The organism is Bradyrhizobium sp. AZCC 1678, from assembly GCF_036924765.1.
GTDB classification, from domain to species: domain Bacteria; phylum Pseudomonadota; class Alphaproteobacteria; order Rhizobiales; family Xanthobacteraceae; genus Bradyrhizobium; species Bradyrhizobium algeriense.
Genome location: NZ_JAZHSE010000001.1, coordinates 805,875 through 819,484, shown reverse-complemented (window position 1 = coordinate 819,484; position 13,610 = coordinate 805,875). Strand labels below are relative to the sequence as shown.

Here is a 13,610-nt window from a genome sequence, read left to right as displayed (position 1 = left end):
TGATTAGCGGCCGACGCAACGAAGACGCAGCGACCGTCAGCGCAGGTCAGGCAAAAGCGAGACAAGCAAAATTCCCCGCCACAGCGTTGCGCGGCGATTTCTTGGTCCAAGACCGATGGCGATGAAGTAAATCGAGCAGGTAAATATGGTGCCGCAAACAGGACTCGAACCTGTGACCCCGTCATTACGAATGACGTGCTCTACCAACTGAGCTATTGCGGCGGACCAAGCGCAGCGTCCGGGCCTGACCCGAAATCGCCCGCACCTGATATCGGGGACGGCCCCGATTGGCAAGAAAAACGCTGGCCCCCTGCAAAGCGTTTTCAAGCGAAGCATGCCCCTCGGACCTGATCCGTGGGTGGGCACCGGTTCGCGTCAACAAAACACGCCAAAACTAGAATCTGGAGCCTAGTTGCCGCCCCAGCGAGACAAAAATCCCCGCCAGCCGCCGGCCTGCGCCTTGGGTGGGCCGATTTGTTCCGCGAATTCATCCGCCGGGCCGTCCTCGTCGATCCCGGGGTCATCCGGCGCCCGGACAAGGGGGATCACGGCCGGAATTGGGGTCGGAACCGCCTTCGGGATATCCTGCCGCGAGCGGAACAGGGGAGCCGGCCGGCTTGGTGCCGGTTCGGCCGGGGTCGCTTGGGTCGGGGTCGCTTCCACAGGGGCCGCTTCCGCGGCGGCGGCAGGCGGCGGCGCGTTGTCCTGCTCGGCGGGCGGCGCCGGCGTGACGGATACGAGGGGCTCGGCGGCCGATTCGCTCACGTCCTTTGGCTTTGGCGGCTCGAGCACGACGGCCCGGCGCAGGGTCGCCAGCATGGCCTCCTCGAACGGCGAAGATTCGATCGCGCCGCCCTTGTCGGATGGCAGCGCCGCGACCGGTGTCTGCCACTGGAAAGCATCGAGCCTGCCGGTGACCGGCGAGACCGGCCGCCATCGATCGCTGACATAGCCGTCCGCGGTCCAGGCCGGATCGTGCAGCGCACGCACCGCGCGCAAGGTCCATGCCCGCGCCCGGCCGCTGTCGCCATGTTCGGTACGCTCGATCTCCGCCATCAACAGCGCGACGCGTTGCGTCGGCGCGGCGATGAAGGGCGCCAGCGCCTCGCGCGCTTTGGTAAATTCGGACGCGTCGATCGCGGCGCGCGCAATCGCCAGCGCACCCTCGATGTGACCGGGCGCTTTCGCCGCGAGCGTCTCGACCCGCACCAGCCGCTGCCGCGCGGAATCGCCGAGCTTCACATGCGAATAGGCGTCCGCAAGATCGGGATGCGGCTGCGCCAGCCACGCGGTCTCGACCAGGCGCATCGAGCGCCGTACCTGATGCGCCTCGCTTTCGAACTTGCTCGCCAGCACCGCAGCCGGCACCAGGGTCGGCGCCAGCTTGACCGCCTCCATCACGCTCTCGCGCGCCAGATCGCGATCGACCTTTTCGAGTTCGAGCGCGCGCGCCGTCAGCAGCACGCCGCGCTGCCGACGATACGCCGCCTTGTCGATCAGTCCGGCCGATTGATTGTTGTCGAGGATTTTCAGCGCGCCGGCCCAGTCGCCCTTGGCGCAGCAGAAGCCGAGCACCGCATGCGACGCCCATGACGAGGACGGCGACAGCTTTAGCGCTTCCTCGGCGACCATCACCGCCGCGACCGGATCGTCGGCGCGCTGCGCCTCGATGAACAGCCCGCGCAGACCCAACAGCCGCGTGTCCTCGCGCTCGGCCATGGCGCGGAAGGCGCGCTGCGCGCCTTCGCGGTCGCCGTCGAGCTGCGCCGACTGTGCATGCAGCAGCAGCGCCAGCGGATCATGCGCCGCGTGTTTCCGCGCCGCCTCGGCATGGACGCGGGCAGCGGAAGAATCGCCGTGGCCGATCGCCAGCAGCCCTTGCGTGATCGCATGCCGGCCGCGGGCCTGACGCCGCTCGCGCCGGCTGCGCCGCATACGCGCCGGCGCGTTCCACACGCCACGCAGGATCGCCCAAATCATCATCGCCGCAACGACGACGATGCCCAACGCCAGCACGAAGACCGGCAGCGTGGTCTGGGCGCGGTAGCCGCCCCATGACAGCACGACATCGCCGGTCTGCTCGGCAATCCAGGCCGCGCCGGCCGCTCCCAGCGCGATCAACAACAGAAACAGAATGATCCGGACCATTGAAATCCTTACTGCGAAATCCTTATTGCGCCGGTTTGGCGAGCGCAGCCATGGCGTCGGTCGCAAATTGACGGGAGGCGGCCAGCGCGGCGTCGCGCGCGTCGGCCCGTTCAATCCAGGACTGCGCCGCGGCGCGATCGGCCGGCTCCAGCGTCTTCAATTCCCGCCTCGCCTCGTTGAAATCATTTCGCAGCGCCGCCGCGGTGATCCGCGCCACCACGGCGCCGCGATCATTGCCGACGGTATCGGTGCGTTCGATCTTGACCAGTTTGGCAGCACCCGCCTGCAGGCGCTCCACAATGCCTGTACCGGTCGTCGTGGCATTGCTCTGTTGCGCGGCCGGCAACAGTTTTGGCACCAACGTCAATAGCTCGCTGCTCAGCCTGCCGGCATTTGGCACGCCCTTTTCCGCAAACTGATCGAGCGGCTTCAAGGCATCCGGATTGGGCGCCAGCGCCTTGGTCGCGGCGAGCGCGGCCGGATAGGGATCGCCGATCCGGACCAGCACATCGAGCAGCGCCGCCGACACCAGTCGGCGCAGCGGCATGTCGTCGGCAGGTTTTGCGTCGGCCTTGGTATCGGCAAGCTTGCTGCCTTGCTGCGCAATCTCGGCGCCCTGCGTCCGCATCTGGCTTTCGATCTTCGCGATGCGTTGATCGATCCCGGAGAGATCGGGCGAGACGGTGCCGTCGCCGCGCGGGGCGGACTTCACATCGTTGATGGCGGACGCCACTTTCTCGCCTTGCGCGCGCGTCGCGGCGAGTTCAGCGCGCAGCGCCGCGACGGTTTTTTCCAAGGCCTCGGCACGCGCGGCAGCGGCGGGATCGGCCACGGGCTTGCCCGCTTTCGACTCTAGGCCCGCGATGCGCGTGGTCAGACCGTCGATGGCGGCCGTGTTGATCTGCGCTGCCGACGGCGCTGACGCGGGCTGAATCGCAGGCCAACCCAGCATCCAGCCGACGCCAATCACCAGCGCCGCGGCGGCGGCGCCGGACACCGGCGCAACGATCCAGGGCGAAACCGGTCGGGATGGCTGCTCCGCAACGGGCGGTTCTGCCGTTGAAGCCGCGGCGACCTCGGGCGTTGGCTCAGCCGCAGGCTCAGGCGGCGCTTCGCCGGAACTCTTGGTCTCGCTCGACACTTCGGTCGCCTCAAGGTCGATGGTCGGCGGCTCGCGCTTCGGCCGACCCTCGCCGGGCAGCGATCCAGTGTCTTCGGGCCTGTCATCGACCATCACGGCGGTTCCCTTGAATGGTTAGGTTCCGGAACTTAGCAGAATCGGGACGTCTTAGAGCATGATCCGGCAGTGGCGGCACCGGTTTTCCGATTAGACCATGCTCAGACTTAAAGATTAGGGCTCGACCGCGGTTGCAACGCCCGGCCCAGCGCCACGAACAGGGCATTTTCGTCGGGCGAAGCCGCTGCCGTGACCTGGGTCGCGCCGGCGTCCCGCAGGACCGCGGCGACGGCCGCTGAAATGCAGCATTGCGGCAGCGCCAATGCCGAGATTTCGACGCCGCCGGCGCGCGCCGCCTCCAGAAATGCCCGCGCGCTGCGCCGGGAGTAATGCAGCACGGCCTCTATCTCATGCGCCACGAAAGCATCATATATGTCCCGTGGCAGGCTGGGCGCGGGCACCATCCGGTAGGTGGTCTGCGTCACCACCGTAAAGCCGCTCTCGCCGAGGTCGCCGGCAAGGTCGCGCGCGAGATCGGCGCCGGCAAGGTACAGGATCGGGCTCGTTTTCTTCAGTTGCTTCGACTTCGCACGCGCCAGCACCAGATCGCGCAATGCGCCGGCACCGCCCTTTGACGCGATCACCTCGCCAAACCCGGCGTCGCGCGCCGCAGCCGCGGTGTTTTCGCCGACTGCGAACAAAGGCAATTTCAGGAGCCGGCTATCGGCCAGATGGGGCGCGATGGCACGCAGGGCGTTGGCGCTGGTGACGATGATGGCGCCATAATTTGCGTCCGCATCGTCCTGGAACGGCACCGGCTCGAACCGCAGCATCGGCGCGCGCAGGACATCGAACCCCCGCGCGCGCAGCGCCTTGGCCGTCGTCTCATCATCCGGATGCGGGCGCGTGACGAGAACGGCCATATTTCAGATCTCCGCCAACATGATTTCGGTGCACCAGCGCGATTGCACGCCGTCACCTCGTAATGCTACCGGGTTACGGAAGCGTTGTTTTTGGCGATAGCGCAAGGGTTCAAAGGGTTCAAATTGGACAACGACACGCCGATGCTGGTGCTGGGTATCGAGACGACCTGCGATGAAACCGCGGCCGCCGTGGTGGAACGCCAGCGCGACGGCAGCGGCAAGATTCTGTCCAATATCGTGCGCTCGCAGACCTCCGAGCATGCCCGTTTCGGCGGCGTGGTTCCGGAAATCGCAGCGCGCGCCCATGTCGACCTGCTCGATGGCATCGTCGGCCAGGCGATGAAGGACGCCAACACCGGCTTTGCGCAATTGTCGGCGGTGGCCGCTGCCGCCGGGCCCGGCCTGATCGGCGGCGTGATCGTCGGCCTCACCACGGCCAAAGCAATCGCCATGGTGCACGATACGCCATTGATTGCGGTCAATCATCTCGAAGCCCACGCGCTGACGCCGCGGCTGACCTGCGCGCTCGCCTTTCCCTATTGCCTGTTCCTGGCGTCCGGCGGGCACACCCAGATCGTCGCCGTGGTCGGCGTCGGCCAGTATGTCCGGCTCGGCACCACCGTCGACGACGCGATGGGCGAGGCTTTCGACAAGGTCGCCAAAATGCTGTCGCTGCCCTATCCCGGCGGGCCGGAGGTCGAGCGCGCTGCGGCGAGCGGCGACGCCAAACGGTTCGCCTTTCCGCGGCCGATGCTCGGGCGGCCGGATGCGAATTTCTCGCTGTCGGGATTGAAGACGGCGGTTCGCAACGAAGCCAGCCGCTTGATGCCGCTGGAACCGCAGGACGTCAGCGACCTCTGCGCCAGTTTTCAGGCCGCGGTGCTGGAATCGACGGCGGACCGGCTGAGCGTCGGCCTGCGCCTGTTTCACGAACAGTTCGGCCCGCCGCGCGCGCTGGTCGCCGCCGGCGGCGTTGCGGCCAATCACGCCATCCGCGGCGCGTTGCAGGACGTTGCCGCAAAGGCGGAGACCACGCTGATCATTCCGCCGCCCGCGCTGTGCACTGATAATGGCGCGATGATTGCCTGGGCCGGTGCGGAACGGATGGCGCTGGGGCTAACCGATACGATGGACGCGCCGCCCCGCGCGCGCTGGCTGCTCGACGCCAACGCGACCGCGCCGGCCGGCTACACCAACACGCGCGCGGGATTCTGACATGGCGTCCTTTAATTCCGTCGCGGTAATCGGCGCCGGCGCATATGGCAGCGCGCTGGCCTGCGCCGCGGTGCGCGCCGGCCGTGACGTCGTGCTGTATGCGCGAAGCGCCGAAAACGCCGCGCAGATGCAGACGACGCGAAGGAATCCAAAGCTGCCCGGCGTGAGTCTTGATGTGGGCATCGGCGTCACGGCTGACATCGTTGCCGCGGCGCGGGCGGACATCATCCTGCTGGCGACGCCCGCGCAGAATTTGCGCGAAGCCGCGACGACGCTTGCGCCGCATCTCGAACCTGCGACACCCGTCGTCGCCTGCGCCAAGGGCATCGAGCGCGGTACGCATCGCTTCATGACCGAGGTCATCGCTGAGACCATCCCGGGTGCCATCCCGGCGATCCTGTCGGGGCCGAATTTCGCCGACGATTTGGCGCGAGGCCTTCCGACCGCCGTAACGCTGGCCGCAAGGGATGAAAGGCTGGCGAGCGACCTGGTGCAGGCGCTGGGCTCGGCAACGTTCCGGCCCTATCACACCACGGATGTCCGCGGCGTCGAGATCGGCGGCGCGGCCAAGAACGTGCTGGCGATCGCCGCCGGCATCGTCGTCGGCCGGCAACTCGGCGCCTCGGCGTTGGCGGCGCTCACCACGCGAGGTTTTAGCGAACTGGCAAGGCTTGGGCGGGCCTGCGGCGCGCGCAGCGAGACGCTCGCGGGTCTTTCCGGCCTCGGCGACCTGATCCTGAGCTGCTCAAGCCTGCAATCGCGCAATTTTGCGTTCGGCATCGCGCTCGGCCGCGGCGAAGCGCCGAACCGCGACAAGCTAGCCGAAGGCGAGTTCACCGCGCCGGTCCTGATCGAACTCGCGGCTTCGCAGAACGTCGATATGCCGGTATCAAATGCAGTCGCGGCGATCCTGAGCGGCAAGGTCACGATCGACGCGGCGATCGAGGGCCTGCTGACGCGGCCGTTCAAGGCGGAGGAATGACGATGGCGTACTGGCTGGTGAAATCCGAACCCTCAACCTGGTCGTGGGACCAGCAGGTTGCAAAGGGCGCCAAAGGCGAAGCCTGGACCGGCGTGCGCAACTTCACTGCGCGGCAGAATCTCGTGGCCATGAAGAAAGGCGACAAGGCCTTCTTCTATCATTCCAACGAAGGCAAGGAGATCGTCGGCATCGCCGAAATCATCAAGGAAGCCTATCCCGATCCCTCCGACAAAACCGGCAAGTTCGTCTGCGTCGACATCAAGGCGGACAAACCCTTGAAGACGCCGGTGACGATGGCCGCGATCAAGGCCGACAAGAAGCTCGCCGACATGGCGCTGGTGAAATATTCGCGGCTGTCGGTGCAGCCGGTGACGGCGGAAGAGTGGAAGATGGTCTGCAAGATGGGCGGGATGTAAGGCGCCACATCGCGCACTGCCGTAGGGTGGGCAAAGCGCAGCGTGCCCACCATTCAGCATCCCGATGTCGTTAGATGGTGGGCACGCTTCGCTTTGCCCACCCTACGGCTTCGGCGTTACGCCGCCGCCGCTGCCGTTACCACCTGTGCCAGCAGCGCCTCGCGCTTGGCTTGCGTGCGATAGCCCTTCATCGTCGCGGCAAAACGTTCGAGGATGCCGTCCTCGAACGCGGTGACGATGGTGTCGTGGACATAGCTCTTGCGGCAGATCGCCGGCGTGTTCGACAGCTCATCCGCTGCGGCGCGCACCGCATCCAGCACCTGCTTCTTGCGGCCGCGCTCGCTTGCTGCGGGCGTAATCCGCGACAGCGATTCCAGCACCACGGCTGATGCCATCAGGGTGCGGAAATCCTTCAGCGAAATCTTGATGCCGGCGATCTCGCGCAGGAACGCATTCACGGTCGTGGTCGAGACCGTGCGAACGTTGCCGGAATTGTCGCGATACTGGAACATGCGCTTGCCCGGCACGGTGCGCAGGATGCCGATGGCGCGCACCAGCTTGGCGGCGTCGCATTCCTTGCGCACGGCCTTGCCGCCTTTGGCCTTGAAGGTCAGGACGAAGCAGTCGTTTTCCAGCGTGACGTTGGACTTCAACATCGTGGTGGCGCCGCGGGTGCCGTTGAGGCGGGCATAGGATTCGTTGCCCGGCCGGATTGCGGTGCGGGCGATCAGTTCGATCACCGCCGAGAGCGCGAACTCGCGCGTCGGCTCGTCGCCGGACAGGTAGGCCGAGACCTTGCGACGGATCTTCGGTAAAGCCGCCACCAGCCGCGCCAGGCGATGCGCCTTGCGCTGCTCGCGGACCTTTTCCCAATCGACATGGTAGCGGTACTGCAAGCGGCCGGCCGCATCGATGCCGACGGCCTGCAGATGCGAACTCGGATCGGCCGAATAGCGCACGTCGCGATAGGCCGGCGGCACCGCCATCGAATGTAGGCGGCGGATGGTGCCGGCGTGACGGATCTGCGTGCCGTTGGCGCGATGGAATGAATAGCCCTTGCCGCGCTTGACGCGGCGGATGGTCAGCCCGTTCTGGTCGCCGAGCTTGAGGCCAAGTTCCTCGGCCAGATCTGCGACGGAGGTTTTGACAACGATGTGCGGCTTTGCCGCGGGCGCTTTCAGCGTCGGCTTTGGCAGTTGCCCGAGCGCTTCGGCCAATGCAACGGCGGGATCGGCGGAAACGGGCCGCGTAGCCTCGAAACTCTGCTGATCCATCATGACCGTTATCGCCTTGCTCCGCCTGTCTGCCAGCAATGCCCGTTGTTGTGGCTTGGTTCCGGAGGACCGTCCGGCCCCGGGGAGGCCATTTAGGGGGTAATGAACTGCTTTGCGAGTCCCGATTCCGTCATTAACGGTTATTAGATACCGATCATGGGTGCCATTCCGGCGATAACGTTGATTTCGCCCTGAGCCGGCCCGCGCAAAATGATGCGACTTTGATCCGTAGCAAGGCCGGGAACCGGCTGACCGACCAAGGTCGCACACGTTCCGCCTTGTCCGGACATCGCCCCGCGACGCATAATCGCTGTAACAATCAGGGCGACTTACGGCCGCCCAAATATCCGGCCGTAACGAGTGGGAGGGAAAGATGTCCGACAAGATTTACGACGTATCCGCCGATTGGGCCAAACGTGCTTATGCCGATGACGCCAAGTACCGCGAAATGTATGCCCGCTCGGTCTCGGACCCCAACGGATTCTGGGCCGAACAGGCCAAGCGCATCGACTGGATCAAGCCCTTCCACAAGGTCGAGAACGCCTCCTTCGCCCCCGGCAACATCTCGATCAAATGGTTCGAGGACGGCGTCCTGAACGCGGCCTGGAACTGCATCGACCGCCATCTCGACAAGCGCGGTCACCAGACCGCGATCATCTGGGAGGGCGATGACCCCTCGCAGTCCAAGCACATCACCTACCGCCAGTTGCACGACGAGGTCTGCAAGATGGCCAACATCCTGCGCACGCGGAACGTCAAGAAAGGCGATCGCGTCACGATCTACCTGCCGATGATCCCGGAAGCGGCCTATGCGATGCTGGCCTGCGCGCGGATCGGCGCCATTCATTCCGTAGTGTTCGCCGGCTTCTCGCCGGACAGCCTCGCCCAGCGCATCACCGACTGCCAGTCCAAGGTCATCATCACCGCCGACGAGGGACTGCGCGGCGGCAAGAAGGTGCCGCTGAAGGCCAATGTCGATGCCGCGATTGCGAAAGCCGGCGGCGTCGATTGGGTCGTCGTGGTCAAGCGAACCGGTGCTGCCGTCGACATGAGTCCTTCGCGCGATTTCTGGTACCACGAAGCGGCCGCGATGGTGACGACGGAATGCCCGGCCGAGCATATGCACGCGGAAGATCCGCTGTTCATCCTCTATACGTCGGGCTCCACCGGCCAGCCCAAGGGCGTGCTGCACACGACCGGCGGCTATCTCGTCTACGCGGCGATGACGCATCAATACGTGTTCGACTATCACGACGGCGACATCTTCTGGTGCACCGCCGACGTCGGCTGGGTCACCGGCCACAGCTACATTATCTATGGGCCGCTGGCGAACGGCGCGACCACGCTGATGTTCGAAGGCGTGCCGAACTATCCCGACAATTCCAGGTTCTGGAACGTCATCGACAAGCACAACGTTAACATCTTCTACACCGCGCCGACCGCGATCCGCGCGCTGATGCAGAGCGGCGACGGACCGGTGCAGAAGACCTCGCGGAAAAGCCTCAAGCTGCTCGGTACGGTCGGCGAGCCGATCAATCCGGAAGCCTGGGAATGGTATCACCGCGTGGTCGGCGACGGCCGCTGCCCGATCGTCGATACCTGGTGGCAGACCGAGACCGGCGGCATCCTGATCACGCCGCTGCCCGGCGCAACCAAACTCAAGCCGGGTTCGGCGACGCGGCCGTTCTTCGGCGTGGTGCCCGAAATCGTCGATGCCGACGGCAAGGTGCTGGAGGGCGAAGCCACAGGCAATCTCTGCCTCATCAAGTCCTGGCCGGGGATGATGCGCACGGTCTATGGTGACCATGCCCGTTTCGAGCAGACCTATTTCTCGACCTACAAGGGCAAGTATTTCACCGGCGACGGCTGCCGCCGGGATGCCGACGGCTATTACTGGATCACCGGCCGTGTCGACGACGTCATCAACGTGTCAGGCCATCGCATGGGCACCGCCGAGGTGGAGAGCTCGCTCGTCGCACATGCAAAAGTGTCGGAAGCCGCCGTGGTCGGCTATCCCCACGACATCAAGGGCCAGGGCATCTATGCCTATGTGACGCTGATGGCCGGTACCGAACCGACCGAGGAGTTGCGGAAAGAGCTGGTCGCCTGGGTGCGCAAGGACATCGGCCCGATCGCTTCGCCCGACCAGATCCAGTTCGCGCCGGGCCTGCCGAAAACCCGCTCCGGCAAGATCATGCGCCGCATCCTGCGCAAGATCGCCGAGGACGAACCCTCCAGCCTCGGCGACACCTCGACGCTCGCCGACCCCGCCGTGGTCGACGATCTCGTGCAGAACCGGCAGAACAAGAAGGGCGCGCCGGCGTAACCTCGACAGATCTGCGATCGTCACCACGTTGCCGGCTCGTTCCGATGGGGGTTGATGCTTGCCACGATCGTTTCCTCGAAATAGCCTGTTCCACGGGTTTTAGGCCGTCTGCCTTTTGGGGACTTGGTGCGTGGCAGATATCTTTTTTAGCTACACGAGGGCCGACCGAAATCGCATTCAACCTTTGATCGCGGCGCTGGAAGAAAGAGGCTGGACAGTTTGGTGGGACAAGAAAATAAACGGCGGCGATTCCTGGAATGATGTAATCGAAGCTGAGTTGACCAAGGCGCGCTGCGTAGTCGTGGCCTGGTCTGAATTGTCCAGCAAATCGGCTTGGGTCAAGGAAGAGGCACGCGCGGCCACCAAGGCTCAAAAGCTCGTGCCTGTGCTGCTCGACTCCACGGAGCCACCCTTTGGATTTGGCGGAATTCAGGCGGTGGATTTCTCGAGTTGGGTAAAGAACAAGAAAGCGCCCGAATTCCTGAGTTTATGCAAGGCCCTTCAGGGCAAAATCGGCTCCCAGTCGTCGGAGCGACCAGTTTCAGAGGCGCCGGCCCAAGCCGTCCACGCAATCCAATCTCCTGACCAAGGACGACGCTGGCTGATAGTTGCGAGTGTCGCTATAGGCGCTTTCATTCTCTTAACTGCCGGCCTTCTCCTGCACTTCCATTCCCAGAAGGTGTTCATCAATAACGTCCAGCTGGCGCTTTGTGTCCCTGACGCAAATGGCGTTGCCGGCGCTTCGACGATTGCGGCCGTCCGAAACTATCTGCAGGGAATGCGGCGCAACATGCCCGCAAGTATTGATCTCAAGTCGGCGGAGTTGGTGCCGGTTTTGCAAGCCGCTGTCGAAGATGTCGACAATTGCGCAAGTGCCGGATTCAAAAATGCGTTCGAAGTCGGGTATTTTGGCGTGCCGGCAACCAAAAGGAACGCCCGGACCATGGAGTTCCAGCATATGCTCAGCTTCGCTCTCAAGAACGAGGGGTCGGGAGCTGCGATCATGTTGACCGGGACATTGGATGCGGCAACACGAATGGGCATCGCGAATTTTCGTAGGGTGAGCGGTCTCGCTAATGGCGACGAAGTCGATTTCGAGCTCGTCAAATTGCTCCTTAGGTCCGTTCCCTGAAGGATTGGACTGCTAGCCTTCGACAACGTTCATAAGGGCTCGATCCGAGCAGCCTCGGTACCCCTTTCGACGTAGGCCGATATGCAGAAGGGACGACGCGTCGGCGCAAGCCATACTGCAGACAAAAGGGCAAAGGCTCCGGCGCGATCCAGAGCCTCTCGTGAGGTTTTAGCCCTCACGCATCCGTGCCCTAATTGTATCTCTTTCGTGCCAGGTGTTGTTTTCAAGTTATTTACTTTAATCCCAACTTTTTCTTTGTTCCGCCCAGCGAAACCCGTCTCGAGGCCTGTTGGAAACCATCCGGTTAACGCCCGCGCTTAAAGATGCGTGGGCGAGACGGTGAGACGCCAAGGTTTAGGTCGAGAGGCGTGAGCCAAGGCTTGAAAGGACATTTGAGGGCCCTGATTGGCCGGGCGGATTGGAGCTGGGCATGTTGATGAGAATTGCGGTGGCGCTGGCCGCCACCATTGGTATGAGCGTTGTGATGTCGTCGGGCGCACAAGCGCGGCCGGAACTGGTCGGTATCAACGGCGACTACGCGCCGGGCACGATCGTGGTGAAGACCCATGAGCGGCGTCTCTATCTCGTTCTCGAATCCGGCCGCGCCATGCGCTACCCGGTCGGCGTCGGCAAGGCCGGCAAGCAGTGGGCGGGCACCACCCGTATCGACGGCAAGTACCTCAACCCGGCGTGGTCGCCACCGAGCGAAGTCAGGCGCGACAAGCCCGAAATGCCCGACGTCATTCCCGGCGGCTCGCCGCGCAACCCGATGGGCGTGGCAGCGATGACGCTGGCCGGCGGCGAATACGCCATTCACGGCACCAACGTGCCGGGTTCGGTCGGTGGCTTCGTGTCCTACGGTTGCATCCGCATGCTCAACGACGACATCTCCGATCTCTACCAACGCGTACCGGTCGGAACGATGGTGACTGTCACGCGCTGATTGCTCACGGATCTGAATGCAAAGAGCCGCGCGGTTCGCGCGGCTCTTTTATTTCGCAAACGGTTGACTTGCGTTCGCGCACCAACCGTTGCGATGGCCACCATTGTACCTGCGCGCATAGCCTGACGCGATCATCGCTGTCGAAAGACTTGCGGTTCGCCTCGTCGCGACATCAGCCACGACACGGCCCGTGTATTTGTCCGGCCCGATATTGAAGATCGCGACATCGCCCTGCCCGAGCAGCGAGCGAAGAGCGCCGGTCGCAGCCTCGGCCAACTGCAATTCCTGCGGGCAGGACGCCTTTAATTCAGGCGCGTCGATGCCGCGCAGACGCACCCGTGTGTTGAGATCGAGACCCGGCTCCAAGTGAACCCGCGCCTCGAACGTGTCTCCATCAATCGTGCGGACGACGTCGACGGCGTGACGCGTGTCCGCCCTTCCGGCCCGCTTCCAGATGGTCTCGGCATCGCGCGCGGCCTGGCTGTCGGCTGAGCTCGGCAACGACCGCCGCACCCAGTCACGCACCGGCAGCATCGTCCCCGCCGCGACGCCGAGGACGAATAGCCACGGCAGGGCCGCCGAAAACCAGCGACGCCAGGAACCCCGGCGCGTGGGCCGATCTGCATTTATTCTCTCGTATGGGGACATATTCCCCGACTAAGGGCTGAGTCGGGGAATCCGGCAAGGGCCCATTGCGCTGCGCTCCCTTGGGCCTCAAAAATCCGACGCGATCCCTTTGTGCTCCCAATCGCCATAGCGGGTCGGTTCCAGGCCCTTCGGACCCTGAAACTCCTTCTGCTGCGGCGTGGCGCTGGCCGCGGCGGCCTTGCGGCGGGCTTCGGCCTCGGCGAGCGCGCGCTCGGCGGCGGGCGTCAGCTTCTTGCGTTCCGCGGGAAATGAGGGACTGTCGGTCATCGCAATTCTCCCTTAGCACAGGGATGGGCGCACAGATGACATCACATTCGCGAAATTGTCTGTGGCGATTCTTACATTTGGCATATTCGCATGCCAAGCAGGCTTTCATTCCAATGGCATGAGCCAGAACCTTTCCGCTTTCCGAGACATTGCTGATTC

At 64.3% G+C, this 13,610-nt stretch carries 12 protein-coding genes and 1 tRNA gene; 6 read left to right on the top strand and 7 right to left on the bottom strand.

The features are described from left to right. Positions 1 to 146 precede the first annotated feature (146 nt). The 4 genes from V1294_RS03900 to V1294_RS03885 form a co-directional block, all read right to left on the bottom strand. Positions 147 to 222, bottom strand: a tRNA-Thr gene (locus V1294_RS03900). A 186-nt stretch (positions 223 to 408) separates the two neighbouring features. Next, entirely contained in the window at positions 409 to 2,148 is a 1,740-nt protein-coding gene (locus V1294_RS03895; RefSeq protein WP_334495272.1) for a heme biosynthesis protein HemY, read from the bottom strand. Between the two features lie 22 nt (positions 2,149 to 2,170). Further along, positions 2,171 to 3,382, bottom strand: a complete 1,212-nt coding sequence (locus V1294_RS03890; RefSeq protein WP_334495271.1) for a COG4223 family protein — start codon at positions 3,380 to 3,382, stop codon at positions 2,171 to 2,173. 110 nt (positions 3,383 to 3,492) lie between these two features. Beyond that, positions 3,493 to 4,248: a uroporphyrinogen-III synthase gene (locus tag V1294_RS03885; RefSeq protein ID WP_334495270.1), complete on the bottom strand. Its 756-nt coding sequence runs from the start codon at positions 4,246 to 4,248 to the stop codon at positions 3,493 to 3,495. A 141-nt stretch (positions 4,249 to 4,389) separates the two neighbouring features. On the opposite strand from V1294_RS03885, the gene tsaD reads away from it, so the two are divergent. Genes tsaD through V1294_RS03870 form a run of 3 tightly spaced genes read left to right on the top strand, consistent with a single transcriptional unit; the run spans position 4,390 to position 6,861 of the window. Next, on the top strand, positions 4,390 to 5,463 hold the full coding sequence (gene tsaD, locus V1294_RS03880) for a tRNA (adenosine(37)-N6)-threonylcarbamoyltransferase complex transferase subunit TsaD (protein ID WP_334504484.1): 1,074 nt from the start codon (positions 4,390 to 4,392) through the stop codon (positions 5,461 to 5,463). A 1-nt stretch (position 5,464) separates the two neighbouring features. Then, on the top strand, positions 5,465 to 6,445 hold the full coding sequence (locus tag V1294_RS03875; protein WP_334495268.1) for an NAD(P)H-dependent glycerol-3-phosphate dehydrogenase: 981 nt from the start codon (positions 5,465 to 5,467) through the stop codon (positions 6,443 to 6,445). 2 nt (positions 6,446 to 6,447) lie between these two features. Beyond that, positions 6,448 to 6,861: an EVE domain-containing protein gene (locus tag V1294_RS03870; protein WP_334495266.1), complete on the top strand. Its 414-nt coding sequence runs from the start codon at positions 6,448 to 6,450 to the stop codon at positions 6,859 to 6,861. Between the two features lie 116 nt (positions 6,862 to 6,977). Here the strand turns inward: V1294_RS03870 and V1294_RS03865 are convergent, their stop codons facing one another. Next, positions 6,978 to 8,138 carry a DNA topoisomerase IB gene (locus V1294_RS03865; RefSeq protein ID WP_334495264.1) on the bottom strand — a complete coding sequence of 387 codons (1,161 nt, stop codon included), beginning with the start codon at positions 8,136 to 8,138 and terminating at the stop codon, positions 6,978 to 6,980. A gap of 370 nt (positions 8,139 to 8,508) precedes the next feature. On the opposite strand from V1294_RS03865, the gene acs reads away from it, so the two are divergent. The 3 genes from acs (at position 8,509) to V1294_RS03850 (ending at position 12,536) form a co-directional block, all read left to right on the top strand. Then, a complete protein-coding gene (gene acs / locus V1294_RS03860; RefSeq protein WP_334495262.1) occupies positions 8,509 to 10,461 on the top strand; it encodes an acetate--CoA ligase in 1,953 nt (650 codons plus the stop codon). A gap of 130 nt (positions 10,462 to 10,591) precedes the next feature. After that, positions 10,592 to 11,593: a toll/interleukin-1 receptor domain-containing protein gene (locus V1294_RS03855; protein ID WP_334495260.1), complete on the top strand. Its 1,002-nt coding sequence runs from the start codon at positions 10,592 to 10,594 to the stop codon at positions 11,591 to 11,593. A gap of 430 nt (positions 11,594 to 12,023) precedes the next feature. Beyond that, entirely contained in the window at positions 12,024 to 12,536 is a 513-nt protein-coding gene (locus V1294_RS03850; RefSeq protein WP_334495258.1) for a L,D-transpeptidase, read from the top strand. Positions 12,537 to 12,584: 48 nt separating this feature from the next. Here the strand turns inward: V1294_RS03850 and V1294_RS03845 are convergent, their stop codons facing one another. Together V1294_RS03845 and V1294_RS03840 are read right to left on the bottom strand one after the other, a co-directional pair. Next, the gene (locus tag V1294_RS03845; RefSeq protein ID WP_334495256.1) at positions 12,585 to 13,184 is read right to left on the bottom strand and encodes a thermonuclease family protein; all 600 of its coding nucleotides are present in this window, start codon (positions 13,182 to 13,184) and stop codon (positions 12,585 to 12,587) included. A 66-nt stretch (positions 13,185 to 13,250) separates the two neighbouring features. After that, positions 13,251 to 13,451 (bottom strand): DUF1674 domain-containing protein, encoded by a 201-nt coding sequence (locus V1294_RS03840; RefSeq protein ID WP_334495254.1) that lies wholly within the window; start codon positions 13,449 to 13,451, stop codon positions 13,251 to 13,253. Between the last annotated feature and the right edge of the window lie 159 nt (positions 13,452 to 13,610).